This window comes from Streptomyces longisporus (assembly GCF_039532765.1).
Lineage (GTDB): Bacteria > Actinomycetota > Actinomycetes > Streptomycetales > Streptomycetaceae > Streptomyces > Streptomyces longisporus.
On sequence record NZ_BAAASG010000019.1, the window covers coordinates 21,848 to 48,541 of the forward strand.

Consider the following 26,694-nt stretch of genomic DNA (forward strand, 5'->3'; position numbering starts at 1 on the left):
TGCGAGGTGCGATGGCACCGGCCTGTACTGATGTGCGCCTTGGGTCAGGCCACGTTGGTGGTGCAGGCGCCGCAGGTCTCGCCGCAGCCGTCATCCGTCAGGTTGATCAAGCCGGCGACATCGGCGACCTCGACCAGACTGACGTCGAGGTCGAAGCTGTCCGGCGTCGCGGCGGTCGGTTGGGTCGCCTTCGTGCTGTGCTCGATACGGGGACTCATTTCCAACTCCCTTTCCTTGAAGGTGAATTGCGGAGGGTTGTACGACCGGGTCAGCGCGTGTCGAGCGTGTTGATGTCGCTGCGTCATAGGGCGCTTCCCGGCCACCGGCCCGAGGTCCGTGTCCCGATCAAGAAGGGGACGGGACCGCTTTTCGGGACGGAGCTCAGTTGCCAGCCCGGCAGCCCTGCTGCCAGACAGCGCGGATCGTCGTTTCCCTGATCACGGACTGTCTGGGGTACTACGGACGATCGGTGGCTCAGGCACGGCCAAGCCCTCTCTCTCGCTCGACGTCGGTTACCTGAGCGCGCTGCCAGGCGATCTCGGCCTGGGCCGCACGGGAGTAGTGCCGCAGGACGGTCTCACCGAGCGCGTCGTGCGCGATCTTGTGGCCGTCGAAGTCGGCGACGGCCTCAGCGAGATCGGCCGGTACGGGTGCCGCATCGGTTGCCGTGTACGGGTCGCCCTCGCATGGTGGCGGGAGGTCAGGGCGGTCCTGGATGCCGTGGACGATGGCGGCGCGTGCGGCAGTCAGCGCGAGGTACGGGTTGGCGTCGGCGCCGGGCAGGCGGATCTCCAGATGGGCGCTCTCTCCGACGCCGGTGATGCGGATGGCGCAGCCGCGGTTGTCGAAGCCCCAGGTGTAGCGGGTGGGGGCGAAGGTGTGGGGGACGTACCGCTTGTATGAGTTGGTGGTGGGGGCATACAGCGGTGCCAGGTGCGGCATGCCGGAGAGGAGGCCCGCGATGGCCCGTTCCATCACCGGCGGCAGATCCTCGCCACGGTGGTAGGTGAAGGCGTTGCCATGCGCGGACCACAGCGACAGGTGCAGGTGCATCCCGCTGCTCACGCCAGTGGAGGGTGCGGCCATGAAGGCGGGCGTCAAGCTACGCCGTGCGGCGAGGTCCTGGACGATCAGCCGGAAGGCGGTGTAGGCGTCGCATGCCGCCATCACATCTCCGTAGACGAAGGTCACTTCGACCTGGCCTGCGGCACCCTCCGTCTTGATCGCCTCGACGGGGATGCCGGCGTGACACAGAGCCTCGTGGAGGTGGTGGAAGAAGTCGGCGGCTTCTGGCGGGTGTTGCAGCGCGTAGTCGAGATTGTGGGCCCAAGTCGGGCGCAGACTCTGGTATCCCGCCTGGTGCGCGTCCTGTGGACTTCCCTGATAGAGCAGGAACTCCACCTCCGTCCCGACCGCCACGTGGTAGCCAATGTCGGCCAGGCGCTCCAGCTGGTTGCGCAGCATGTGGCGCGGGGCGACCTCGACAGGCGTGCCGTTGTGGTGGAAGGCGTCACCGATGACGAGCGCGGCGCCGGGCTGGTGGGGCAGTAGGCGCATGCTGCTCAGGTCGGCCTTCACGCCGAGGTCGCCATAACCCTGCTGCCAACCGGTGAGATCGAACCCGTCGAGCGGGGTCATGTTGATGTCGGTGGCCAGGACGTAGGCGCACATCTCCCCTTCGGAGTTCATCCGTTCCACGAAGACAGGGGCGTTGAGGATCTTGCCCTTGGGTCGGCCTTGCATGTCCGGCACGGCGAATCGGACCGTGGTGATCTCCCCTCGCTCGATGTACTCCCTCAGCACCGCCGGGGAAACCGTTCCCGCATGCCAGGGGCCTGGTTCGGTGAGCGGCTCGTCGTGGCTCATCAGACGACTTCCTCCATGTCGGCCTGGTCCGCGGTCATACTGTTGTGGCTTGTGAGTTGGTAGTCGTGGCGGCCGCGGGTGATCCAGGTCAGCCAGGCCAGCAGCAGCGCGATGGCCAGCGTCGCGCCCGCGTAGTTGAAGGATTCCGCGGTGATCGGCGCGGACTGGGGCAGGCAGAAGGCCCCGGTGATGATCACGACGTACGCCACGGCGATCCAGCCGATCGGGCGCCGCCAACGGCCCAGCGACCATGGGCCGGACATGTAGTGGTCGCCCTTTCGGAGGGCGAGGTAGACCGGGATGCCGTAGGCGGGGATCATGCCGACCGCGTTGATCGCCGTGATGGCGCCGTAGGCGGCTGGCGACCACAGCGCCGGGAGAGCAAGCACGAACGGCAGCGCCACGGCCAGCCACACGGCCGGGACGGGGGTCTTGGTGTGGCTGCTGACGCTCCGCCAGGTCTGCCAGTACGGCAGGGCACGGCTGCGGGAGAAGGCGTAGATCATCCGGCTTGCGGCGGCGACCTCGGCATTGCCGCAGAACAACATGGCCACGATGACGATCAGCAGCATGGCCTTGGCTCCGCCAGCGCCCAGGACGTCGAGGAAGATCTGGGCGGGCGGCACGCCTGTGGCGGAGTTCTGGGTGGCTTTGTAGTCCTGGATGGCAAACAGCATCCCCGCCAGCAGGACGAACCCGGCGATCCACGAGACCGTGATGGCATGCAGGATTCCGCGCGGCGCCGAGGTCTGCGCCTTGGTGGTCTCCTCGGCGACGTGGGCGCTGGCGTCGTAGCCGCAGAAGGTGTAGCCGGCCAGCAAGGCGCCGATGAGACAGACGTAGAGCGGGTTGGCGAAGCCGGTGTCGTTGTGGAAGTGGGTGAAGACGAAGTGCGCGGACTGGTGCTTGGCCGGGGCGAGAGCCAGTGTGCTGACGATGATCGCGACGCCGAGCAGCTGCCACCACACCGAGATGGAGTTCAGGACGGTGACCAGACGCACGCCGCAGACGTTCAGTAGACCGTGGAGCAGCAGGATGCCCCCGAAGACGGCCATCGTCGCGTGGTCGGTCGGCTCCATGCCCCATTGCAGCTGGGCGAAAGCACCGATGAACGCGGCGGCGCCGTAGTCGATTCCGGCGATCGCGCCGAGCAGACCGAGCAGGTTCAGCCAGCCTGTCGTCCAGCCCCAGCGGGGACCGCCCAGCCTGTCAGCCATGAAATACGGACCGCCGCTGGTGGGGTAGGCGGAGACGACGTCGGCCAGGGACACCCCGACCAGCAGCGTCATGAAGCCGATGACGACCCAGCTGCCCAGCATGACCACGGGCCCACCGTGGCTCAGGCCGAAGCCGAACAGGCTCATACCGCCGGCCAGGATGCAGATCACGGAGAAGCTGATCGCGAAGTTCCCGAACACACCCATTTTGCGGGAGAGTTCGGCCTTGATGCCGAGCTCGGCCAGGACGGCGTCGTCGTGCGCTAACGAAGGAGCCGTTGTTCTTCCAAACACCAGAGTTCCTCTGCGGTGACGTGGGGACGAAACGGGGGAAATGATCCGTGCTCACCGAACGGCGGTGACCGACTGCTCATGAGCGGCGGCCCCTTCGCGGGCGGAGGGATGCGTCGCGCATGCGTCGGAACTCGTTCTGCCAGTCCCGGCCCAGACTTGCGCTCACCTGCGCCCACGGCGCGCTGGTGGCATATGGACCGATCGCCTCGAACACCCAGCTCGCCCCGCTCTCCCCGCACGCAACGAGCGCGTAGGCCAGGTGGTTGAGGTCCAACAACGACAGCCGTGAGCGAGCCGTCGGCGGGATGCAGTAGAACCAGTCGTCCCGGGCCTTCCGCGTGTAGTGCCTGACCTGCTCGGTGGCCCAGAAGGCGATGGCGCCACCCTGGCCGTTTCCGTGCCGCCGCTGGTACTCCGCGACGAAGGCGTACAACGGCAGCACCTGCAGCGCGGAGCCCTGCGACGCTCCGGCGGTCACCCACCGAGCAAAGTCCACGGCCAGGCCGCCGGAGAGATGCGCATCGACGTACTCGCGCATGCGGTGGTAGGCCTCACGATTGCCCGGATCTCGCAGGTCCGCTTCGTGGAGCAAGGGCCATGGCCCGGGAAACAGACCCATTTCCGGCGCTTGGCCCCACCGGTGGTGGCGCTGCCTGAAGAACGGGTCCAAATGCCGGGCGTCAATGGGCAGTTTGGCCAGGTCCAGTAGGCACACCCAGGGCACCGGGTCCTCCGGCCAGGTCCGCAAAGCCGTCCAGCAGGCGTCCCGCGCGACACCGGCTGCCCGACGCAGCAACCCGACCTCTCTGTCCTCACGAAAGGCACGGACGGCCTGGCGCGTCAGTACGCGCGCCCACATCATCAGTGCGTCTGCGTTGCGTGGCTCCTCTTCGCGCCAGGCCGCGACAGCACCACCATCACCCGCTCCGACTGCCAGGACCTGGCTGCGCGCGGTGCGTAGCGGCCAGTCGCCGCCGGCCTTCAGTAGCAGATCCCGCAGGGCGAACCAGCGGTTCATGCGCAGATCGTCCAGAGCCAAGCGCAGTTCGTCGTCCCGGCCCGCCAGGTCGACAATCAGGGACATGTCATGGGCGGGCATCGGTGCCCTCCCGCCGTGCGAGAGAAGCGACGGCAGTCAGAACGGCTGGGGCACTCTGACCGCGTAATAAGGAAGTGGGGGACACGGCAGCCTCACGCTGTGGGAATTGTGGAAGACCGCCGGACGGCAGCCGGGCTCAGACCTTGGGGAGGTAGGCGGCTGCGGCCCGGCGGCCGCTCAGGGGGCCTCGATGCGCGGGAACGTGTGGTCGAGTCCACGAGGCTGCATGCGGACCCGGATGGTCTTCCCGCTGCCGGACTCATCGGGGAACCAGCTGACCTGGCCGCCCAGTTGTCGCACGAAGGCCATCCCCGTGCCGTCGCTCCCAAGGAGGGCTTCGTCGAGGCCGTGGTCCGCGGGCCTCGGATCCGTCACGTCGACGTGTAGGACGTCGGCTTCGTCAACCGACATGGTCAGCGTGACCCTGCCTGCGCCGACGTGCTGGACGGCATTCCGCACGACTTCCGTGATGACCCGTACGGCGGCCTCTTGCGGACCCGACCAGGCCATCAGTCCGAGACGCGTACGCGCGTGCAGACGAGCAAGCCTGGGGACGCACGCTTCCATCGACCAGCTGTGGGTCCAGACCTGCGGACGGACAGGAGTCGGTTGCGTGTCGGAACCGCCTGCTCGAGAGCTCGCCGAGTCAACGTCGACGAACGGAGCCTCAGTTGCTCGTGAGTTCGCCAAGGGAAAGGCGAGGGCGGCGCTCACCATTTGCGTCACGGGGGACCTCTGTTTCCACGACTCTGTGCTTGGACATGCACTCTCAGCGAGGGTGCTGATCAGCGTGGTCCTGGATGGGGTGCCACCACCATGTCAGCGGGGTGCCACCTGCACGGCCGTCTGGCGGCCACCGGCCACCTGGCGGTCAGTCAAGTGCCATTCACTGGGCATGTGTTGCACTAGACGATGGCGCCGGGGTCCTCTTCCAGCGAAGGGATCGATCCGCAGGCGAGCCGCCGACGGGCCATGCTCGACGACTGGGGGACGACGTGAGTGCACATGCCGAAACGCTGCTCAAGCAGTGGTGCGACGAGCACGACTTGGGCGTCCCCGAGTTCATCGCACTGTTCGACACAACGGCCGACGAGGTCGTTCGGAAGGGCGTCAACAACCCGACGTGCAGCGAGCGTACTGTCCGTCGCTGGAGAAAGGGCCAGGTCAGGCCCGATTCGCTGTCTCCGGACACCCGTCGCGTGCTGAAGGCTATGACAGGTCGAAACATGGCAGACCTGTTTGCACCTCCGCCTTTGCCCGCAGATCCCGAGGTACCCGCGTTCAACCTGGAGCACGTGATCAACATGACCGCACGCGACGCACAAGACAACGCCAGCGCGACCGCCGCAGCGTCCGTCTCCGACACCAGCCTTGACCAGTTCACCGACGATGTGGCATCCCTCGCACGCGAGTACGCCTCGATCCCGCCGCTTGAGGCCTTCCGACGCGGTCGGCAGCTCCAGGAGGAGCTTCAAGACCTGCGAGACCGAACGCAGATCCCAACCCAACAACAGCGACTGCTCGAGCTCACCGGGCAGACAGTCGCCCTGCTTGCGGCGTCGGCCTTCAACCTCGGCGCGTTCGACGGCGCCCGCCGCCTGGCTCGTACCGCCCACTTGTACGGCGAGAGCGCCCGATTCGAGGCGTTGCAGGCGTACGCCGACGGCATCCTCGCCTACATCTCGTACTACACCGGGATGCCTGGCGAGGCCGTAATCAAGGCGCAGCGCGCCCAGACCTACGGAGGCCTCGGCGACGTCGGCCGTCGGCGTCTCCTCGCGATCGAAGCACGCGCACACGGCTATCTCGGCGACGTCGAATCCGCGCTCCGGACGCTGCGGCTCTCCGAGGAGGCCGAGAGCAGCGCACGCGATGACCTCCACGATGTGGTCGGCGGAGAATTCGGCTTTCCGCCGGAGCGCCTCGCCATGTCAAGCAGCTCCACGGCGCTCCTCGTCCACGACGGCGAGCACGCAGAGCAGTCCGCGCAGCGCGCCCTCACCTTGCACAACCACCGACCGCAGGACGCACGTTCGGCTCACGTTCTCGGAAGCGCCTCAGCCGACTTGGCCATGGCCCGGCTCCTCGCGAACGACGTCGAGGGCGCGGCGGCCGCCCTGGTGGCCGTGTGGGACATCCCGGCCGACCAGCGCGTGACCGGGATCCTCAACCGCGCTGGCCAGATTCAGCACTTCCTCACGCAGCAACCGTTTCGGGGAGCCGCACTGCCTCGGCAACTGCGTGAGCAGGTCGAGGAGTTCACGCGCACCGCCAGCAACCACCAGCTCAGCAGCCGTTCCGCGCTGCTGCAACTGGAGGCCTGAGTCAGGCCAAGGAGGCGAGGATCTTCGCCTCCTTCTCCGGGGCGATCCCGTGGTCCGCCCACCTCGGATGGTCCACGGGACGCCCATCCGCCTCCAGCCAGGCCCACGTGTCCCTGATGGTGTCAACAATCGGCCGGCATCGCAGGCCTGCGGCGACCGCGCGGCTTGCATCGACTGACCACACGCCGGCGTGCGTGCGCCACAGCGGCATTTCCGTCCATTGCTTGACGCTCTGCTCGATCAGCACGTCCGGCGCCGTCCATACCGGTTTCCCGGCGCCGCCGGTGACCGACAGGCACTCGGCGAGGAAGTCGCCGAACGCGAGCCCGTCGGGGTGGGCGACGTTGTAGCCGCCGCTAGTGCCGCTCGCAGCCTGGTCGAGAGCGAACTCGGCGACGTCGCGGACGTCGACCGGCTGGATGCGCTGGCTGCTCGGCTCGGGAGCAAGGATCCGTCCACCGCGCTTGGCCCGGTTCAGCCACCAGGGCAGCCGACCGACGTACTCGCCGGGGCCGAGGATCACGCCCGGCCTGAGGAACACCGCGCGGTCGCCGAAGACCTGAGTCACGGCTCGCTCGCCGCCGGCCTTCTGGAATCCGTAGATCGTGGGGCTGCCGTCCTCACCCGTGTACCCGTACGTCTCGTCGGCGTCCGCCGGGCATTCCAGCAGCGGCGAGGTGTCGGTAAGTGGCTGGTGCGGCCAGCCTTCGTAGACGGACACGGTCGAGATGTGCACCCAACGCCGGGCCACGTCCCGGAGGGCGGTCGTGGACAACAGGACGTCTCGGGGTGCGAGTTCGGAACTGGATGTGTCGACAACCGCGTCCCACGGCCCGTGCTGGGCGAGGCGCTGCAGGTCCTCGCGGACTGTGCGGTCACCGTGGACGGGTTCGGCACCTTCAACGTCTCGGCCGGAGCGCCCGCGGTTGAAGGTGCTGACAGACCACCCCCGTTCGAGAGCGCCTTCTGCGATGTTCTTGCCCAGGAACCACGTGCCGCCGATAACCAGAATCCTCATGCGCCTGATCCTGCCGGGTGAGCGGAGTGAACGACAGCCCGGGGGCTACGGGTCGCCATTGCGATGGACAGGAAGGTGCGGCTGATGTAATCGGCGAGGCCCGCAGCATCGCCGTTCGGCCAAGGCGACGCGCATGTACGGCAATGCACGCACAAAAGTGGATCTTGATCAAATGATTACGGTTCGCTCCGGCCGGCTTCGAAACCGGTACACACAGGCCATCGCGCGCTACGGTGAACTACCTAGTGGAAGTGGCAGGTTCGGCCTCGGGGAGATCGTATGGCCGTTTTGCTCTCGTACCCGCGGGTGAAACCACCCACGGAGGTCATCCACCAAGCACTGCTCTACTGGGACGGCATCGCCTCGATCGTGCCCCGTGATCCCAATATCTACGGATCTGCGATTTCGGCAGAGCTGGAGGATCTGCGGTCCCGAGAGTTGTACACGCCGCTCACCTTGGATTCCAGAGAGGTGTTCGACAGGCAGCAGTACTCGAGCGTCTTGCGTGGCGGTCAGATCTCCAGGCTGCTGGAGGAACAGCTAGCGACGCTTGAACGCCTGTACCAGCAAGGACGCATCTCCGATGGGCACCTCGCGTTCGTCTACCCATCCAAGATGCCGTCCGAGCTGGAGCGGACTCTGATCGACCTGCATCTGGCCCACCGAGTTCCCGGGAGGTTAGGCAGGTGGAGGCTGGCCGTGCCCAGGGCAGTGTGGGACCCAGTGGTCAGTGCCATGGTACGTGACTTCGCCGCCAGCCAACGTGAAGTCGCCTACGTGCCTTACACAAGCATCGAGGACGCATACCGGTGGGCGCTGGTGCCCGTTGGGCAGGAACGAACCCCGGCCTGGGAGATGGAACTCGGCAAGCTGCTGCCAGTGCCCGCCCCGGGGACGTCGACCGCCGACGTACTCAACTTCCGCGAGACCTACGAGGACGAACGAATCCGTCTGATGCGGGCCCTGCATTGCCTGCTCGGAGATCTGCGCCGCGACTACGACCATCCCGCCGAGGTACTGGCCCAACTGAGAAAAGAGTTGACTCGGGCGGTCGAGGACTACCGCGGGGCGGTGAAGAGCAGCCGTATGGCGTGGCTGAACCGAGGTATCACCGTCACCGCCGCCGTCGGCGCCGGGGCCGTGGGTGCTTACCTGACAGCGGATCTCAACTGGCTGATGGCCATACTCGGCAGCTACGGGATCAACGTCGCCACCCGGGAGATCCGCCCGCTGAGAAAGGCAAGTAGGGAGCATGACTTTGCCTACCTCCATCGCGTCCAAACCACCCTGTCCTGATTCTGATTGACGCTGTCTTGGACGGGAAGCTCGGCCACGCGCCACAGCGGCGGCCGTGACTTCCTGATACCTCAGACGGAATTCAGATCCGGCCGTGGACCAAACCCCCGCCGGCAGCGCGGATGGGAGATCGGCCATTCTGCCGCGTCCTCGACGGTTCGCACCGTGCGGTTGGCCTTGTCGGTGTCCTGATGGGTGGTCCAGCCGCAGTCGAGGCCATCAAAGACTTCGACCATCGCGACGCCTGCCTGGCGGGTGCGGTTGAGGGTGCCGGCGTTGTAGGCGACGGCCGACTTGGCGAGGGTGGCGGCTTCGGCCCAGGCGCTGACAGGGACGCGCGCACCGTTGCGGTAGACGACGTGGGTCAGCTTGTGCTCAGCGGCGAGTCTGGCCGCAAGATTCTTCGCGGCCTGCCTCGCCGTCGTATTGCCCGCCGCGAGCAGTGGAACCTCTCGGCGGGCTGCCTCTCGTGCCGCCCGATAGAACTGGTTCGCCATTCGCTCGGCTTCCTGGGAGCGGCGCAGGAAATCAGCGTAGGAGTCGGCCGCGAGCGACTGTAGGGCATCGCGGTGGAAGGTGGTCCAGGTGAAGGTCACGTCGAGGGCTTCGGCAACGGATTGTGCACCAGCGGCGTACAGGTGAGGTAGCTGCCGTTGGACGAACTGCCGGGCCTCCTGGTCTACGCGCTGACGGAAGTCGCGGATCGCTTGCTTGAACTCCTCCAACGTCGCGACGGTGTGCGGCGTCCTCGGGTTGTCGGCGAACTGGGTGAGGACAGCGCGTTGTTTGGCGGCGAGTCGCTGCCAGGCTTCCTGGAGTACGGCCGCGACGCGGCGCGCGATCTCGTCCGGGTCTCCGGGCACCAGCGGTGACCACTCGTACGGCATGCCGATCTACCGGCGCCGGCGAGTACGCACCAGCGGCGCGGTCACGAGGTCAGTGCTTTCCTCTCCCGCGGCCAGTTCGTCCGGCGCGACCAGGTCCACCAGCGCCGCGATCTGGCGTTCGAGCCCTGCGAGGTTGTTGCTCTGGTCCAAGGTGACCACGCCGTCCACGGTCATACGCAGCGGGTCGGCGAGCAGCTTCGCGCGCCGCTCGGCCAAGACCTCGTTCGCGACTGCGCGAGCGGAGGTCAGCCGCGCGTAGCGTGCGTCCAGGTCGGAGGTGTCAGTGGTGGGGCCGAGCTGCGCCAGCAGCCAGGCGCGTACAGCGACGTCCACGAGATGCTCCTGTCGTACGAGGTGAGGCTCGGCACCGTGGCGGTGCCGAGCCTCACCGGTGATGTGCCGCTACCTACGCACCTGCGTCAGCCGTCTTCGCGGCGCGTCGTCTCGGGGTCTTGGCGGGCTCCAGCTCCGCCACGGGTGGCGTCTCTCCCGCCTCACCGTCCGCGCCGATCGGGTTCGGGGTGTCCTCCTCCGCAGAGGGAGCCTCCCCTGACCAAGCGGCTGGGTTCGGGATGAGCAGGGCGAGCCGACCGGGAACCTCCTCCCCCGCTTCCAGTCGGATCGGGCCCTGCTCCGGGTCTCGTACGAACACCGTGCGCACCAACTTCGCCATGGTCAGCTCCCTTTAGAAGACCGTCGCGGCGATGTGGATGTCCGGCACGTACAGCACAGGCATCGCAGCAGCGGCGGAGATTGTGGACAGCTGGACTGGGGTGCGCGTCTGCACGTGGGTGGTGATCACGATGCCGGGGGCCTCCTCGCCAGTGATGACTCCCTTACCGCGCAGTTCGATCGCCTCGGCGGTCAGACCGTACTGGGTCTCGCCCCACTGTTCGCGGCGCGGCGGGATCATCGCCCACAGCGACTCCGGGGTCGTGCGCACCAGGTTGTCGCTGCTGTCGTACACCTGCACGTCGTAGGTGCTGACGGGCGGCAGGTTGTACTTGGCGCGGACCCGATTGACCTCCTCCGGCGCGAGCATCCCGGTCGGGATTTGGTCCGTGGACGGCGAGTTGTGGAACGCGGCCCGGTACTCCGCCGTGGACCCGAGCAGGGACAACGCCTTCTCCGAGGTGATGACCCGCTCCGGGCGAGGCGCACCGATGCTCTTCAGGTACTGGATCCACGCCAGCTCGTCCGTGATCGGGCTGGCCGTGCCCGACTGGGACCACGGCACCGCCACCGCCGGCCGGTTGGCAGCTGGCACCCGCCAGTCCACGTCCAGGGCCACACCGGGCAACGCCACCACACCGGTGGACAGCATCTGACCGGCGGCGATCTCCATGGCGGCCTTCGTGGCCTCCACGTGCTGCTCAAGGTCGTCATACAACAGGTCGAGGAACTCGCTCGTGTCCTGGCCACGGTCGACGGCGGACAGGATGATCTGGAGCTCGGAGAACGGCAGCTCTTGGCCGACCCAGGGCAGCATGCCCTCGTTGATGACCTGCTCGGCCCGCCGCTTCGCGAGCGCCGGCGCGGCTTCCCACGCGCGGAACCGTGCCGCGTTGACGCGCCTCTTGCTGCTCTTTGTGCGGAACTTGACGTTGTCGATGCTCCGCTCGGCGAACACCTCGCGCGTGAGGAGGTAGTCCTCCGGCGTGGTGATCGCTCGGATGAACGCCTGGATGTCCTCAGGGACGATCGCCTCAAGAAGCTTCTCAAGAGCCATAGGGGCCTGCCTCCTTACCGGTAGTGGATGAATGCGGTCGTGTTCGCGGCGGCCGGGGGCTCGAAGGCGACGGGCAACTTCGCCGCGTACACCTCGCCGCGCCACAGCAGTGCGCCTGCGGTCTTCGCGGAGCCGGGGGTGAATGCGGTCTCGGCAACGAGGAATCCGCCAAGGATCTGGGTACCGTCGCTGGCCCCGGAGTTGTACGGGGCATACAGACCAGATGCGGTGATCTTGCCCAGCGGGACGCCGGACTTGATGATGTTGCGGGGCTGGTTGAGCGTGCCCGCCATGTAATGGGTGCCTGCCGCCAGCTTGCTGGTGTCGACAGTGATCGTCTGGGCTTCGTGGACGCCGTCCAGCGAAGCGAGCCACGTCCGGTCGTCGGTGACCGTCGTGACAGTGGTGAGGACCTGGTAGTCGCTCACGATGTCTCCCTCGTGGGTGCGGATCGGGTTCCTCCCGCACCCGGCGCGAGCTGCAAGGGGCGGTGTCCACGAAATGACGACGGCCGAGCCGCGCCAGGGCGTGGTCCCTGATCAGCCCGACCGGCTTCCGGAAGGGCGTCCACGGTTTGAGGGGCGTGGTCCCACGGCCATGTCTCGTGGACCTGGTCAGTCGCTGATGAGCCCTCGCCGCCGGGCCATTTCGAGCCCCGCCGCTCCGCGCCGGGGTGGAATGCCTCCACGCGTCGGCGGGCCGCCGGCGGGAGATCCGCCCGGAGCAGGCGGCACGGTCTCCCGGGCCTGGCCGAACAACTCGGGGCGTCGCTCCTTCAGTTGCTCAGCGGCAGCAACGACAGCCGCCTCGTCGGCGTCGGGCTGGTCGTGAAGAGCACGGTCGATCAGGAGCACTGCGTCATCAAGGTCGTCCCCGGCTGCGCCAAGTCCTCCGAGGGCTGCGCGCCGGATGGCGACACGCTCCTTGGCCAGGGCCTGCGCCTCGCGTATCTCGGCTGACCTCAGCTTCTCCTCGGCGGCCTGCTCGCGGCGTTCGACCTCGGTCAGCGCGGCCTGGTCTGCGTCTCGCTTCGTCGTGATGAACTCAGTCAATGCCTCGGAGCTGTCGAACCCGAGGTCGCCGAGCAGTTTCTTCACGGCGGCCCGTCCGCCCTGGGTCTTCTCGCGGGCCAGCAGCCGCGACAGGTCTTCCTGCGAAACGCTGCCGCTCGGAGCGCCGCCGTCATCGTTCAGCATGTTGGAGTCGTCGTCGGGGGAGGCGCCGAGCAAGGGGAAGATCGGTCGGCCGTCACGGCGGTACCCAACCGGCGCGAACGGTGAAGGCAGAGAACGGCGCGTCATGCGTGAACCATCCCAGTGGTCTCCAGCGCCCCCGCGCCGCAGACAAGTGTAACCGTGGGTGACTTCAGCAAGTCCTCGACGCCGGTCCCACATGCCTTTCGCGCCCTCACCGCCGGCAAGTGGCCGCCATAGCGGAAGCGACGATCTATCGTAAGCGTGCTAGTCCGAACCACAAGGGAAGGGTTCAAAATGCTGCTCCAGGAGTGTGCCGAGAGTTTCCTGGAGGCCTTCGAGGGCCGGGCTCTCGGATGGGCCAAGCCCGTTGGCGCGCCTGCCGCTCTCGAGACGGTCCGTGTCCTGTTCGGAGAGGGGCAGCACTCTCTGGAGGTAGCGGTCGCATATGCCGTTGGCTCCGGCTCGCGACCTAAGGCGGACGAGCTGCGAACCCTGTGGAAGAAACGGCAGGCCAACCGCCCGAGTCCTGTTCTACTCGTTACCCTGTACGCCGGTGTTGACGGGGCGCCCCTCGCTGCCTTGATCGGCACAACGGGGGATCCGGCTCCTGTAGTTGACCTCGCAGTGGATCGGGTGGAGCGGATCTCGCTGGCGGCCCTGGCCGAGTCTGACCGGCATGCCGCCGCCCGTACAGTCGATCGGCTCCTTGCTGGGCTTAAAGATCAGCTAGTGCCGGGGTTGGTCAATTCAGGACTGTTCGCTTCGCACGAACTGCGCACTGGCGTCCCGGCACGGGACGACTGGAGCACCGCCCGGACAGCGGCGCGACCCTCACTCGGACTACAGGGCATGGCTCTCGTGCGGTCCCTTGGTTTCGATGCTGCCCCCCGTGGCGCAGCTGCTCACCTTCTGACCCATCAGGGGCAGTCCCGCGCAATCGCCGTTCTTCTCAACGAGGGCGAGGTATTCGAGCGGCCGACGCACCGCTTCGACGCCCTGAGCCCTGTGGCTCATGGGCTCGCTTTGGCGGCCAGAGAAGCTTTGTCCTGGCTGATCGTCCTACGCGGTACCCAGATCCGCCTGTACCCGACGCGCCCCGACATTGGCGTGGGGCGCAAGGGGCAAGCTGAGACATACACAGAGCTGGATCTTGCTCTACTGTCTGATGAGGAGGCTGCCTACCTCATCTTGCTATTCGGGCCCGACGCGCTAGGCCCTGGTGGGACCGTCGAGCAGATCCTGAGGGCCTCTCAGAACTTCGCCGCCGATCTCGGAAAGCGGCTGCGGGAACGTATTTATGAAGACGTCGTGCCCGGACTGGCGCTCGCTGTGGTGGCCCGGTCCCAGCCTCGCACGGACGAGGAACTCGCTGAGGTCTACCATCAGAGCCTGATCATCCTCTTCCGACTACTGTTCCTCGCCTATGCCGAGGACCGCGGGCTTCTTCCCTACGGCCGTAACCCACGCTATGACCGACACGCCGTCAAAACGCTAGCGAAGGACTTCGCGGCTGAGCCTGACCAGGTCTTCGATGAAGGGCAAACCGCCCTATGGGACAGTCTGGTCACTGTCTGGCATGCAGTCGACGAGGGAAACCGCAACTGGGATGTGCCTGCCTATAACGGCGGCCTCTTTTCGCGCGATGCAGTTACTAACCCCTCCGGCGCTGCTATCGGCCAAATGCAGCTCAGCGACGCCGAGTTCGGTCCAGTGCTGCGGTCCCTTCTTGTCGATGACGGGGACGACGGCACACGCGGCCCGGTCGACTTCCGCTCCCTCACTGTCCGTGAGTTCGGCACGATCTACGAAGGGCTACTCGAATCATCGCTCTCGATCGCACCCACGGCTCTGAAACTAGACAGCAAGGGCAACTACCTGCCGGCCCAGGCCACTGACGCCATTGAGGTTCCCCAAGGGCAGGTCTATTTTCACAACAAATCGGGCTCCCGGAAGAGCACCGGTTCATACTTCACAAAATCCTTTGCCGTTGAACGCCTCCTCGATAGCGCGCTGGAGCCCGCACTCGACACTCACCTGCAGCGTGTACGAGAGCTAATCGAAGCCGCCGACGACGCCGCTGCCGCCCAGATGTTCTTCGACTTCCGCGTGGCAGACCTATCCATGGGATCCGGTCATTTCTTGGTCGCGGCCATCGACCGGATAGAGGCCAGGTTCACCACGTTCCTTGCCGAACATCCGATCGCTGAGGTCACCGACGAGCTGACCAGACTCGCTCAGCTGGCATACGAAGCCCTCGGGGAGCAGGCGGAGCATGCGGAGATCGATCCCGGCGCTCTTCTTCGCCGCCAGATCGCCCGACGGTGCCTGTACGGCCTGGATCTGAACCTCATGGCAGTCGAACTGGCGCGGCTCGGTGTGTGGATCCACACCTTCGTCCCTGGCCTTCCCATGAGTGCCCTTGACCATGGGCTGATCGTCGGGAACAGTCTCGTGGGGATTGGCACTGTTGAAGAAGTCCTCAGTGTGCTCGATCCCGATACCGGTGGCGGGACTGTGAGCATTTTCGAGGAGCAGATCAAGGATGCCCTCGGAACGGCTCGCGACCGTCTGGTGCGTGTGGCTCGTACGGCAGAGGCCACTAAGCAGGAGGTACGTGAAGCACGGGCAGCCCATACCCAGGCCATGGAGGACGCCCAGGATGCACGCGCCCTCTTCGACGCCGCCGTCGCAATCCGCCTTGGCTTCATCAACCGACCCGCCACCCCCGAAGAAGCAATCCGGGCAGCCAATGCACCTAGCGTGCGCGCCCGCATGGCTGAATCGGGAGTAAAGCACTTCCCAGTCCAGTTCCCAGAGGTCTTCCTCCGGGATCGACCAGGTTTCGATGTACTGCTGGGTAACCCGCCTTGGGAAAAGTTGCAGGTTGAAGAGCACTCCTTCTACTCTCTCCACTTTCCCGGCCTGCGGAGCCTTACTCAGGCGCAGGCCGAGCAGGAGATCGCCCGCATCCGCAAGGAACGGCCGGATCTGGCCGAGGAATACGAACGCCAAACGGAGGTGATGCAGACCGTCAAGACAGCTCTCGCTGCAGGACCATACCCCGGGCTAACAGCAGGCCGCCCAGACTTGTACAAGGCATTTGCCTGGCGCATGTGGGATCTGGTCCGAAAGGGCGGTCACATCGGTGTCGTCCTACCACGTAAGGCGCTCGAAGCCAGCGGCATGAAGGACTGGCGCCAGGCCGTGTTGCGGGAAGCCACCTTTAGCGATGTCACCACGTTGACGAACACCGCCCGCTGGGTCTTCGATGACGTTCACCCTCAGTACACCGTCGGGCTCATCGCTCTACGCGCCGACCGCACGCCCGCCAAGGGACGCACGCTCCCCCTGCGAGGCCCCTTTCACAATTTGGCCAGCTTCCAGGACGGGATCAAGGTCTCCACCGATGGCCTGTCGGTGGACGATCTGCTGGACTGGTCCGATACTGCAGCCTTCCCGCTACTTCCCGATGCCGATGCTCTTCGGGTGTTCCTAGCTATCCGTGAGCACCCCCGCCTTGACCAGGACGCCCCGGGCTGGAGTGTGCGCGGCCTTCGAGAGCTAAACGCCACCGATGACAAGAAGCACTTCCTGTTCGAGCAGCGTGACGGCTTGTGGCCGGTGTACAAGGGCGAGTCATTCGAACGTTGGAATCCGGAGACTGGAACGGTGTATGCCTGGGCCGACCCCAAGCATATTAAGGCTGTGTTGCAAGCACGTCGGGTAAATCAGATCCGGTTGAAGCGTTCGGCGTTCTACCGGATGTCCCCGGACTGGGCTGCCGACCCTAAGACGTTGCCTTGTGCGGCTCCCCGTATCGCGTGGCGTGATGTGGCCCGCGCCACCGACAGCCGCACGCTGGTGGCCGCACTGGTACCGCCTGACACGATCTTGATCCACCTCGCCTACTACCTCTTCTGGCGAGAGGGGGGCCCGCGGCAACAGGCCTACGCCCTTGGAGTGTTGTCCGCCATGCCCTTTGACTGGTTCGCGCGGCAGATGGTGGAGTCCCACGTGACGATCGAGTTCATGCGCGCCGCTCCCATCCCCCGCTTCGAGGAGGGCGCCCCGCTCTGTGAACGCGTAGTGCACATCGCTGCCCGACTTGCCGCAGTCGACGGTCGGTACGCCAGCTGGGCCGCCGAGGCTGGCGTGCCGATCGGTTCCGTCACGGCGGAGGACGAGCGGGATGAACTCATCGCGGAACTCGACGCGGTGACCGCACACTTGTACGGGCTGAGCAAGAATGATCTCGAGCGAATCTTCACGACATTCCACCGTGGCTGGGCCTATCAAGGTCGGCTGTCGGCAGCTCTAGCGCACTTCGAGCGGTGGACCGGTCAGATCAAGGAGGGGGAGACCGCATGACAGCGACGCCCGGAGGAGATTTCCGCCCAACCTTCGCTACGAATCAGCCTCAGCATGGCGTCACGGTGTCAGATGCCATCAATGCGCTGCTCGAAGGTATGCGAACTCATCTGGCCACGCCACCTCCGGTCGCCATCGCCACGGCGTTCTTCAACCCCGGCGGCTTCAAGCTGCTTGCCGATGAGCTGGAGCGCGTTGGTCCCGTGCGATTGCTGCTGGGCGCCGAACCGGAGGCAGACCGACAGACCGGGCCCCGTCCGCTGTCAGCCGGCCGCGGACGGCGCGCCGCACGTGACGACGTGCGGCGGGCGTTGGAAGGACACCACCGCTCTCTGGCGGAAGACCGTGACCTGGTGGGCTTCACCAGGGAAGCGGACCGGGATGCCCGCCGGCTCGTCGAATGGCTGCGCGGTACGGGTACCGGAGGCATCGAGTTGCCAGTGGTCGAAGTGCGCCGCTACAGCGAAGGCTTCCTGCACGGCAAGGCGTTCATAGTCGATACGGCCCTGCCTCACGTCATAAGTGGTTCATCAAACTTCACCTTCGCTGGGCTGGCCAGAAACCGAGAACTGAACCTCGGACAGTTCGACCCCACGACCGTCGCGCGGGTCCGCGACTGGTACGAAGAGCTCTGGGAAGCATCAGCTCCGTACGATCTAGCCGCGGTGTACGAGCAGCGATGGGAACCGCACCTGCCCTGGCATGTATTCCTCCGCATGCTCTATGAGCTCTATGGGGCGGAGATCGAAGAGGAAGCGGCCACCCGCTCCACTTCGCAACTCGGGCTGACAGGGTTTCAGACCGATGGCGTCTGGCGAGCCAAAAGGATCCTGTCCCGCCAGCGTGGCGTAGTAATCGCCGACGAGGTCGGTCTCGGCAAGACATATATCGCCGGAGAGCTGATCTACGAAGCGACCATCACACGCCGTCAGAAAGTACTCATTATTGCCCCGGCCACCCTTCGTGATGCTACATGGGAGCCGTTCCTCGCAGAGAAGAACCTCCGCGCCGAAGTCATTTCGTTCGACCAGCTTGTCCGCCAACTCGACCGTGCTGGACGGGTCGACGCAGTGCTCCAGCACCCCGACGAATATGCCATGATCATCGTCGACGAAGCGCATGCCTTCCGTAACGCATCCACTCGTCGCGCCGACGCAATGCGGCAATTGCTCGCTGGCCAAGCGCCGAAAGACCTCGTATTGATGACCGCAACGCCGGTCAACAACTCTTTGTACGACCTGTACAACCTGATCTCGTACTTCGCCCCCAACGATGCGGCGTTTGCTGAAGCAGGCGTGCCCTCGCTACGCGAGTACTTCGACCGCGCCATGGCCATACATCCCGACGATCTTTCGCCAGAGCACCTCTTCGACGTCATCGACCAGGTCGCAGTGCGCCGCACCCGACGGTTCGTCAAGCACCACTATGTCGGCGACAAGGTCACCATCAACGGCCGCGAACAAGAGATCCGCTTCCCCACACCGCGAGTGCGCAGGATCGACTACGACCTGGACTCGGCCCTGCCCGGCGTCTTCGACATGACCGCCACGGCACTCGGCGCTCACGTCCTGGAGGATCATGCAAACGCCGACGCGGTCCTGCTGGACGCTCCCGGTGAGGTTCTCTCCCTGGCCCGCTACGTACCTTCCCGATTCCGTCGCGGCGGCGGCGGAGAGGCCCAGTACGAGGCACAGAACGCCGGCCTGCTCCGCTCAGCTCTGCTCAAGCGATTCGAGTCCTCCGCCTACGCTTTCCGGCGCACCGTCGAGAAGATGATCGTGTCGCATGAGCGATTCCTCGATGCGCTGTCGGAAGGCCACGTTCTAACTGGCGATGCCTTGCGCGAGTGGGCCAGCAGCGACAGCGACGACATCGACGACTTCATAGCTGGCTACGACGGGGACGGCGAGAACGTCGGTAATGCAGCCGACTACGACACGGATGCACTTCGCCGCGCCGTCACGGCGGACAGGCTGCTCCTGGATCGGCTCCACAATGCCGTCGAGATCCTTCCCTGGAACCAGGACCCGAAGTTGGTCGCCCTGACAGACACGCTCGCAGAGATCGCCGCCTTCGCAGAAGCCGAAGGCGTAAACGAGCAGCAGGTCAGGGACAAGCGTAAGGTCCTGGTCTTCTCCTACTACGCCGACACCGTGGGGCACCTGGCTACACAGGTGCGCGCTGCGGTAGAGGCAGACGACCGGCTCGCCCCCTACCGTGATCGCATCGCCACAGCCTCCGGACCCGACCGCCACGGACGGGCAGAGGTACTCGCCGGCTTTGCCCCCCGGACCGCAGGAAGCACCAACGACGAGGACGTCTACGACCTACTCATCGCCACCGATGTACTCAGCGAGGGCGTGAACCTGCAGCAAGCCCGCCACATCATCAACTTCGACCTGCCCTGGAACCCAATGCGGCTCGTACAGCGGCACGGACGTATCGACCGCATCGGCTCCGAGCACTCCGAAGTCTTTCTGCGCTGCTACTTCCCCGACCGGCACCTTGATGCACTGCTCGGACTCGAGGAAAGGCTCCAGCGCAAACTCAAGCAAGCAGCCGCTGCCGTGGGCGTCGGCACCGTCCTGCCCGGATTCGCGGGACGCGAGATCAACTTCACCGAAACCCGAGACGAAATCGCTCGGCTGCAACGCGAGGAATCCGACCTTTTCGAGCAAACCGGCCTCTCTGCCCTGTCTGGCGAGGAATACCGCCGAACCCTAGCTCGCGAGATCGCTGATCCGACGATGCGCAGCACTGTTCTCGATCTGCCTTGGGGTGCCGGAACCGGTTTCATCCGCACAGGCGCGGCACAACCTGGCATGGTTTTCTGCGCGCGTATCGCCGATCACAACAAACCGTGGTTCCGATACGTGCCGCTGACTCCTGACTACCAAGCACAGCGCGATGCCGACGGTAAACCCATCGTCATCGACGACACCCTAACCTGCCTCGCGCAGGCGGATCCTGGCGGCGTCTCAACACCCAGCCTCTTTGCCCAGCCGACCCACGAAGACCTTTACGACGCGGCATTCGACGTCTGGAGTATTGCCAAGGGCCACATCCACGAGGCGTGGATGTTCAACGCCGACCCCGCCAATCTAACAGCTCAGATCCCCAAAGTAATGCGCGATGCGGCCGATCTTGCCCGAAACAGCGGAAGTCACCTCGGGGACCGTCAAGACGATCTGGTAGAACGGCTGGAAGCACCCTATGCCCCCCGGATCCAGCGCGCTGTGCGGGACGTCCTAGCCGAGGACGTCCGAGGACGCGAGAAGGTGAATCGGCTTCTCACTCTGGCTGACCACCTCGGGCTCACCAAGCAAACCGCGCCTGAACCGCTTCCCGAGATCACGCCGGAAGACATCCACCTCATCTGCTGGACGGCCGTTGTCCCGGTGGCGGCACAACACAACTGATCCTGTCTCCCATGGGCACTTCTACCCGCACACGAATATCGCCGAGTACCTGCTGGTCATGATTCCGTCGACCAACACGGGCCAGCATAAAGCGGTGTTTTCGACAGCGTGAACGAGGGCAACTCGGACGGCGAAATGTAGGGAACCATTTGCGCGGTGGTTAAATGCGGCTGGGGCGAGTCGATGGATTGGCAGCCCCGGGCCCCCTCGCATGGCCCCTGACAGGCCCGGCCTGAGGGGACCCCCGGCTCTGGCGAAGCTCACACCTGGTGCTTCGTGGCCTCTTCCCGCAGGTCCTGAAGACGGCGCCCACTGGGGAGATGCTTGTACTGACCCCACCCGTTGATTTCGCTCCCCGTCTGCGTCTTCAGTGCGGGGGAAGGCTGGGGGAAAGCCCGGCCGTCCGGGATCTCGATCCAACCGTCGGCGGTGATGATGGCTTCGTGCGTGCGCTTGAGTCGCGACTGATGATGCTGCAACTTGTCGCCGGGGGCCGCCAGACCGGCTTCAATGATGAACATCAGGGCTCCAGTCCGACGAGCTCCCGCCGCGTCAGTGGAGGGCTTCTCGCCTTTAAGGAGCTGGCGTCGCAGGACATCGTTCGGGGAGTCGACCAGGGGTTCGCTATGACGCTGCAGATAGGCGAACACTTCGTCGTCGATCTCGATGGTCCGCATGCGCTTGGACATGTGACACCTTCACGTTGAACTTTGGGATCCGAATCCTGCCAGATTTGAAGTTCAAAGTGCAAGGGCGAGGTCTATCCGGCCGCCGTTGGTGGACTAGCTGGCACCGGTCCCTGGGTCAAACCGACACGCGACCGTGAGGACTCACCAGTAAGCGGCAGGTCACCGTCCCACGTTGTGCTCGGCTTTGGTGGCGGCCGACTACGTGAGACCGGCTAGGCCTGTCGAACGTCATCACTGCTACGCATCGCCCTCCGCCTGAGCCGAGCTGCGAGGAGCGCCGACCAGAGGGACCGAGGTGAGTTCCGGCCCTGTTGCGGAAAGGCCGAGATAGTCGCGGACGGCGGCGTTGTCGCCGGTTGCGTCGGCGAGGCGGGCGGCGGCGTCGAATGCGCGGGCCTGGATTCGCTCGATCTCCACTTGGGCGTCCTCAATGGGGTATCCGGCATCGATCAGCATCCGGACGCCGGTCTCGACGGACAGGACACCGGCACCCACGCCCTTGACCACCTCGTCAAGGACGGCGGCACGGTCGGTCGGGGTGTGCGGGCCCCACATAAGGCGTGCGGGCAACGACTCCCCCGCGGGCCAGCCTTCGGCCTGTCCTGCTTGGTGCAGGCGCTGCACCATGCGCAGCAGCACGGCGTACTTGTGGTTGCGGACCAGGCGCATGGCGGCGACCAGCGAGTCGAGTGGGCCCAGGGCGAGCTGTAGCGCGTACCCGGATGGTAGGGCAGTGGGATCTAGGGTGCCGAGGCCGGCGGCGGTGAGGCGACTGTTCGCGGCGATGCGGTCGAGGATGTGGTCGACACGGGCGCGGAGCTCAGCGAGTTGGGCCGATGTGTCGAGGACGTCCATGCGTCCGTTGTCGTTGAGCTGCCAGACCGACCCCGCCCGGACTTTCACCGGTAGCGGTTGCCCGGTCGCTCGGTCGATGGGCAGCCGGGCTCCGGCGAGGCCGATGATCGGGGAGCCGGTGGTGGCCGATGCGCCGGAGCCGTCGGTGTCAGTCGCGGACAGCTCGTCGAGGGCCTGGAGGACGGTGGCCACGGTCGGCTTTCCCCAGTGTTCTCCGCTGGAGGGGATGCTGTTCGTGACGTGGATGACGGGTATGAAGTCCGCCATCAGGTCGAGCCGGTCGAGCACTTCGCCGTCCGAGCGGACTCGGTACCGGGCCTTGTGCATCGGCAGGTCGTACAGCAGGTCGGCGTACGTGAGGTCGTCCAGGTCCCATTCCGCATCGGTGAGGAAGCACGTCCACGGGGAGGGCCGGTTGGGTGCCCACGGGTACGTGCGGGTGATCACGCCCGTGTCGGCGTTCTGCGTGTCACCCCCCACCAGGATCGGGTCGCCGCCGTCGGTGTACAGGTACTCGCGCGCCGAGCTGCCGTCCTTCGCTGCGCTGCGCCGACTGGCCGGACCGATCGGGCCGAGTTCGTAGGTGACCCGCCGAAGCCTGGCCTTGAGCCCGCGCCGTTTGTCCTCGGGCAGCTCCCACGCGAAGTGAACTCGCAGGGGGAACTCGGCGCCGTCCTGCTCTCCATCTTCCGGCCACTCCGGGAAGTACAGGCCCGGGTCCCAAGTACGCAGCAGGACCCGGCCCTTTGTGGGCTCCCAGGCGAGGGTGTAGACGGCGTCGCCGAGCAGGATCGCGGTTCGCTCGGCCTGCTGAAGGCGTAGCGGAAGCAGCTCCTTCTCCGCCCACGTCCTCAGCTTGTCCTGTACGGCGAGCGCCGCAGCTGCTTCGGCGGTCGGCTCGTCGTCGGTGTGCTCCGCGCCCGCGACGCTGATGACCTGTTCGGAGCCGAGGAGGTAGCCGAGCGCGGTATCGACCAGCTTGGAGGCATCGCCGAGTTCTCTCCGCTCGGTACCTGCCTCGTCGCCGCCTGTCACGGCGGCGAACTGGCCGGCTTGGTTGGAGTCGTACGCGGCCAGGAGCCGGTAGGCGGCGAGGCGTCGCAGATCCTCGTCCGGCACCCAAGAGCGGGTCAGTTCCGCCCAAGTGTTACGGCCCGGTCGGCGCGGGTCGGCCATGGCTGGCTTGTAGTCAAGCCAGCTCCAGGCGTCGGTGATCAGCTCGCGCAGGCCCACAGTGCCCCTCCGGCAGTCGGCCCCGCGCCGCGCCTCCAGCCTACGAGACGTCTTCTGCCTCGGACTTCCGCAGTTCACAGAGCCTCTGTATCCGGAAATTCCGAGCAGCCGAAGGCTCCAGGGTCGAAGATTCCGTCATGAACTGCAACCTGCCGGAAGATTGGTCCCCAGCGGACAATCCGTACTCGATCGCGCTTTCGGAAGCGAGCTGGCTGCGTGCCACCGTCGCCTTGAGCGTGGCACGCATGCACGGTGAAGACGTCCCAGTCGGCTGGTTCAGCTCGCGGCAGATCGACGCACGAACACTGGTCGTCGCCCTGCGCCAGTTCCTCGCCGCGGTCAAGCTCGAGCGGATCGCCCTCACGGGCCTCGGTATGGATCCAGCAGTGATCGCCGCGCTCGATAACGCCGAGCAGGTCTACCTTGACGCCCTGCCGAACATCAAGCACGTCCGCGACGGCCTCACCCACTTCGAGGACTGGGCGCGCGGAGAAGGCGGCGGGCCGCAGAAAGACGCCCGCAAGACCGCTGACCCGCGTGACGTAGCCCGCGACTTCTGGAGCTTCGGCTACGACCCGGTCACCGACACCGTCACCATGGGGCCGTTCACCATCTCCGTCAGTGCGGCAGTTCCCGCGGCCAACGCACTGTTCGATGCGATCTACGCCGCGACACGCGCGGTCGACCAGCGGAACGCGGCCGAACTCCGGGACCAAGTCGTCCAGGCGCTGACCGACGCGACGACTCCCTGCATTCCCCCGCAGGCCCCGGTACTCGTCTCACAGGGCCACGACATGCGGGTCTGGCTCTCCCTCAAACTCGGCGGTGTTCCAGATGCAGAGCACAAGGAACTGGCCGAGCGCGTTGTCACCGTGATGGCTCAAGCCGGGCTGCGACTGACGTCCTCTACGTTCCCGGAAGCACAGGACTTCGCTGCCCGCCTGGTCGCTGACGAACCGCTGCGCGTGGAGCGGAACAGCCCGTAGATCGGCGAGTGCCCCGGTGGGCTACCGTGGGCCATTTCTTCATGGGCCGTTTCCTCTTGGGGCCGTTTCCGGTCGTTCGTCTGCCCTCGCGAGTTCAACGGCGGCCGTCGAAGCGGTCGTCATCGGTGTCGGTGGGCAGGGTGTCGAGCTGGTCGGGGTCGGCAAGTTCGGTCAGTCCGTGAACGGCGGCGTCCATGCGGTCGGGACTGTCCATTCCCTCGACCCAGGTGACCATCTGCCCTTCCAGCTCTGGGTATTCGCCGACGTGGTGCACGAGTTGCTGTTCGTACAGCTGAGCCACGGGGGCGGCCCGCAGGCGTTTGCCGACCTTGGCGGTGACTTCCAGGATCATGGGCATGAGGAGCCCCTTGGTGACGCCCTCCCGGCGCAGCTGCTCCCATGCCTGGGTGACGATCTGGCGCGCCATGTCACCGCCGTAATTCTTCTCGACCACGATCGCGTCGGCCTTGAGTTCGAGGGCGAGACGGCATGCGGCCAGGCCCCAATCGTTGGCGCCCATCAATCCGGATCGGTCGGCCAGGACGTACAGCTGCCGGTCGAAGTCGCGGCCGACGCCGATGACGCCCGTCTCGTCGCCGACCGTGGGCTCTCCGCCAGCGGGGTCGACGGCGACGACGATGCGCGCCATGTCGAGGCCGGAGAACTGGACGGCGTTGATACGAGCGGTCTCGATCCACTCCCGCCTCCAGACGCCTCCCTCCGGCGGCCGGGGCTTCTGCAAGTAGAGGGCGGCCCAGACGCGTTCGCCGACTCGCTTACGGGTCTTGGCGTGATGGGTGACGCCGAAGCGTTCGGGCCACAGTGCCTCACCGGGAGCGCGGCCGAGCGGGTCGTCGGGACTGTCGGCGATGGCGGGGAGGTCGATGACCCGCCAGGCGTCGCGCTCGGTGGCCAGGATGCGTCCGGCGAGGTCGTCTTCGTGCCACCGGGTCTGGATGAGGCAGATGGCGCCGACTGGTTCGAGTCGGGTCTGCAACACCGAAGTCCACCAGTCCCAGGCGCGCTTGCGCATGGTGGGGCTGTCGGCGTCGGCCATGTCCTTGACCGGGTCGTCGACGATGGCGATGTGTGCGCCGCGTCCGGTGAGGCCGCCGCCAATGCCGGCCGCAAGGAGGCCGCCTTCGCCGCCGACGATGTCGAACCTATTGGCGGCCTGGCTGCCCGCCTTGAGTTGGATGCCGAGGTCGTCGCCCCAGGTGTTGATGGCGTCCCTGATCCACCGGCCGTGGTCGTCGGCCAGGTCGGCGGAGTAGCTGGCGATCATCATGCGGTGGCCGGGGTTGCGCCGCAGGTACCAGAGGGGCGCCCAGCGGGAGGCACGTCGGCTCTTGCCGTGCCGCGGGGGCATGGTCAACATCACGCGGTCGCACCGGCCTGCGGCCATGTCGATGAACGCCTGGTCGATGAGATCCAGGTGTGGGGCCTGCATCTCGCGTCCGCCGGTGAGGACGGCGGCGAGCGCGCCTGGCGAACGGTCCATGGCGAGTTGGCGCTCGACGCGTGCCAACTCCGCGCGTAGAGCCGGAGACGCGGCCCGTGCGATGGTGCGGCGCTGTGCTGGCGGAAGTGTCTTGTAGTGGGCGATGACGCTTTCATGGGCGCGCGGAGTCATTCGCCGTCCGGATCGGTGAGCGCGATCAGGGCGTCGAGTTCCTCGACGGTCACGTTCTCGACCTGGACCGGTCCGCCGTCTGGTCCGGACAGTTCAGTCCGGACCGGCATGTCGAGGCCGAGCAGCCTGGCCCGGCGCTCCATGATCCGCAGGGTGCGGTCGATGGCGGCGAGGTCCTGGTCGCGGACGGCTTTCTTGTAGGCAACGAAGAACAGTCGGTCGAGGCGGTCGGCTTCCAGCGCGCGCAACTCGTCGACTTCGTCGTTGAGTTCGGCGCGGCGGTCGGCGAGTGCCGTGCGGACGTCCCGGCAAGCGGCGTGAATCAGGGCCTCGTTGGTGGGCGGGTCCTGGTTCTTGCCGTACCGCTCGACTCCGTAGCCCTGCGGGTAGGCGATGCCGTCAGAGTTGATGGTCGGGTCGGCGGCGAGCTTGCGGGCGATCGTCAACCAGTCCACGCCGGCGAGGCGTAGATCGATGGCGTCCGAGCGGCGGCGCGCGATGGCCGCACGCGCGGCCTTGTCAGGTCGTCCCACGGCGGGGTCCTCCACGGCTCGGTGCGCCCCCGCGCCCTACGCCATGATCGCA

At 66.1% G+C, this 26,694-nt stretch carries 21 protein-coding genes; 5 read left to right on the forward strand and 16 right to left on the reverse strand.

The window, feature by feature from the left end; all coding sequences use genetic code 11:
* Positions 1-44: 44 nt before the first annotated feature.
* From ABD355_RS35535 to ABD355_RS35555, 5 genes are all read right to left on the reverse strand, one after another.
* Entirely contained in the window at positions 45-218 is a 174-nt protein-coding gene (locus ABD355_RS35535) for an FxLD family lanthipeptide (protein WP_344405084.1), read from the reverse strand.
* Between the two features lie 256 nt (positions 219-474).
* The gene (locus ABD355_RS35540; RefSeq protein WP_344405085.1) at positions 475-1,866 is read right to left on the reverse strand and encodes a glutamine synthetase family protein; all 1,392 of its coding nucleotides are present in this window, start codon (positions 1,864-1,866) and stop codon (positions 475-477) included.
* Entirely contained in the window at positions 1,866-3,377 is a 1,512-nt protein-coding gene (locus ABD355_RS35545; RefSeq protein ID WP_344405086.1) for an amino acid permease, read from the reverse strand. The genes ABD355_RS35540 and ABD355_RS35545 overlap by 1 nt, the downstream gene beginning before the upstream one ends.
* A gap of 76 nt (positions 3,378-3,453) precedes the next feature.
* Positions 3,454-4,476: a hypothetical protein gene (locus ABD355_RS35550; protein WP_344405087.1), complete on the reverse strand. Its 1,023-nt coding sequence runs from the start codon at positions 4,474-4,476 to the stop codon at positions 3,454-3,456.
* Between the two features lie 177 nt (positions 4,477-4,653).
* Entirely contained in the window at positions 4,654-4,887 is a 234-nt protein-coding gene (locus ABD355_RS35555; protein ID WP_344405088.1) for a hypothetical protein, read from the reverse strand.
* A gap of 584 nt (positions 4,888-5,471) precedes the next feature.
* On the opposite strand from ABD355_RS35555, the gene ABD355_RS35560 reads away from it, so the two are divergent.
* Positions 5,472-6,800 (forward strand): NsdA family TPR-like regulatory protein, encoded by a 1,329-nt coding sequence (locus ABD355_RS35560; RefSeq protein WP_344405090.1) that lies wholly within the window; start codon positions 5,472-5,474, stop codon positions 6,798-6,800.
* A gap of 1 nt (position 6,801) precedes the next feature.
* Here the strand turns inward: ABD355_RS35560 and ABD355_RS35565 are convergent, their stop codons facing one another.
* The gene (locus ABD355_RS35565) at positions 6,802-7,818 is read right to left on the reverse strand and encodes an NAD-dependent epimerase/dehydratase family protein (RefSeq protein ID WP_344405091.1); all 1,017 of its coding nucleotides are present in this window, start codon (positions 7,816-7,818) and stop codon (positions 6,802-6,804) included.
* A 279-nt stretch (positions 7,819-8,097) separates the two neighbouring features.
* Between ABD355_RS35565 and ABD355_RS35570 the strand changes: the two genes are divergently transcribed.
* Positions 8,098-9,114 (forward strand): DUF6236 family protein, encoded by a 1,017-nt coding sequence (locus ABD355_RS35570; protein WP_344405093.1) that lies wholly within the window; start codon positions 8,098-8,100, stop codon positions 9,112-9,114.
* Between the two features lie 71 nt (positions 9,115-9,185).
* Here ABD355_RS35570 and ABD355_RS35575 read toward each other — a convergent pair whose 3' ends face one another.
* The 6 genes from ABD355_RS35575 to ABD355_RS35600 all read right to left on the reverse strand — a co-directional run bounded on the left by ABD355_RS35575 (position 9,186) and on the right by ABD355_RS35600 (position 13,031).
* Positions 9,186-10,001, reverse strand: a complete 816-nt coding sequence (locus ABD355_RS35575; RefSeq protein WP_344405095.1) for a hypothetical protein — start codon at positions 9,999-10,001, stop codon at positions 9,186-9,188.
* 6 nt (positions 10,002-10,007) lie between these two features.
* Positions 10,008-10,334 carry a hypothetical protein gene (locus ABD355_RS35580; RefSeq protein ID WP_344405096.1) on the reverse strand — a complete coding sequence of 109 codons (327 nt, stop codon included), beginning with the start codon at positions 10,332-10,334 and terminating at the stop codon, positions 10,008-10,010.
* Positions 10,335-10,407: 73 nt separating this feature from the next.
* Complete coding sequence (locus tag ABD355_RS35585; protein ID WP_344405097.1) at positions 10,408-10,674, reverse strand: hypothetical protein; 267 nt, start codon at positions 10,672-10,674, stop codon at positions 10,408-10,410.
* Positions 10,675-10,686: 12 nt separating this feature from the next.
* Positions 10,687-11,730 carry a major capsid protein gene (locus ABD355_RS35590; RefSeq protein WP_344405098.1) on the reverse strand — a complete coding sequence of 348 codons (1,044 nt, stop codon included), beginning with the start codon at positions 11,728-11,730 and terminating at the stop codon, positions 10,687-10,689.
* Positions 11,731-11,744: 14 nt separating this feature from the next.
* Positions 11,745-12,158, reverse strand: coding sequence for a head decoration protein (locus ABD355_RS35595; RefSeq protein ID WP_344405100.1), 414 nt, complete (start codon positions 12,156-12,158; stop codon positions 11,745-11,747).
* 186 nt (positions 12,159-12,344) lie between these two features.
* The gene (locus ABD355_RS35600) at positions 12,345-13,031 is read right to left on the reverse strand and encodes a hypothetical protein (protein WP_344405101.1); all 687 of its coding nucleotides are present in this window, start codon (positions 13,029-13,031) and stop codon (positions 12,345-12,347) included.
* Positions 13,032-13,220: 189 nt separating this feature from the next.
* On the opposite strand from ABD355_RS35600, the gene ABD355_RS35605 reads away from it, so the two are divergent.
* Together ABD355_RS35605 and ABD355_RS35610 are read left to right on the forward strand one after the other, a co-directional pair.
* Entirely contained in the window at positions 13,221-17,294 is a 4,074-nt protein-coding gene (locus tag ABD355_RS35605) for an Eco57I restriction-modification methylase domain-containing protein (RefSeq protein WP_344405102.1), read from the forward strand.
* The gene (locus tag ABD355_RS35610; protein ID WP_344405103.1) at positions 17,291-20,713 is read left to right on the forward strand and encodes a helicase-related protein; all 3,423 of its coding nucleotides are present in this window, start codon (positions 17,291-17,293) and stop codon (positions 20,711-20,713) included. Before ABD355_RS35605 ends, ABD355_RS35610 begins: the two co-directional genes overlap by 4 nt.
* 260 nt (positions 20,714-20,973) lie before the next feature.
* Here the strand turns inward: ABD355_RS35610 and ABD355_RS35615 are convergent, their stop codons facing one another.
* Together ABD355_RS35615 and ABD355_RS35620 are read right to left on the reverse strand one after the other, a co-directional pair.
* Positions 20,974-21,402, reverse strand: coding sequence for a restriction system modified-DNA reader domain-containing protein (locus tag ABD355_RS35615; protein WP_344405105.1), 429 nt, complete (start codon positions 21,400-21,402; stop codon positions 20,974-20,976).
* 237 nt (positions 21,403-21,639) lie between these two features.
* Positions 21,640-23,490, reverse strand: coding sequence for a hypothetical protein (locus ABD355_RS35620; RefSeq protein WP_344405107.1), 1,851 nt, complete (start codon positions 23,488-23,490; stop codon positions 21,640-21,642).
* Between the two features lie 137 nt (positions 23,491-23,627).
* Here ABD355_RS35620 and ABD355_RS35625 point away from each other — a divergent pair, with 137 nt between their 5' ends.
* Positions 23,628-24,476: a hypothetical protein gene (locus ABD355_RS35625; protein ID WP_344405108.1), complete on the forward strand. Its 849-nt coding sequence runs from the start codon at positions 23,628-23,630 to the stop codon at positions 24,474-24,476.
* Positions 24,477-24,570: 94 nt separating this feature from the next.
* Here ABD355_RS35625 and ABD355_RS35630 read toward each other — a convergent pair whose 3' ends face one another.
* Complete coding sequence (locus tag ABD355_RS35630; RefSeq protein ID WP_344405109.1) at positions 24,571-26,109, reverse strand: terminase large subunit domain-containing protein; 1,539 nt, start codon at positions 26,107-26,109, stop codon at positions 24,571-24,573.
* Positions 26,106-26,642, reverse strand: a complete 537-nt coding sequence (locus ABD355_RS35635) for a hypothetical protein (RefSeq protein WP_344405112.1) — start codon at positions 26,640-26,642, stop codon at positions 26,106-26,108. Before ABD355_RS35635 ends, ABD355_RS35630 begins: the two co-directional genes overlap by 4 nt.
* Positions 26,643-26,694: the final 52 nt, after the last annotated feature.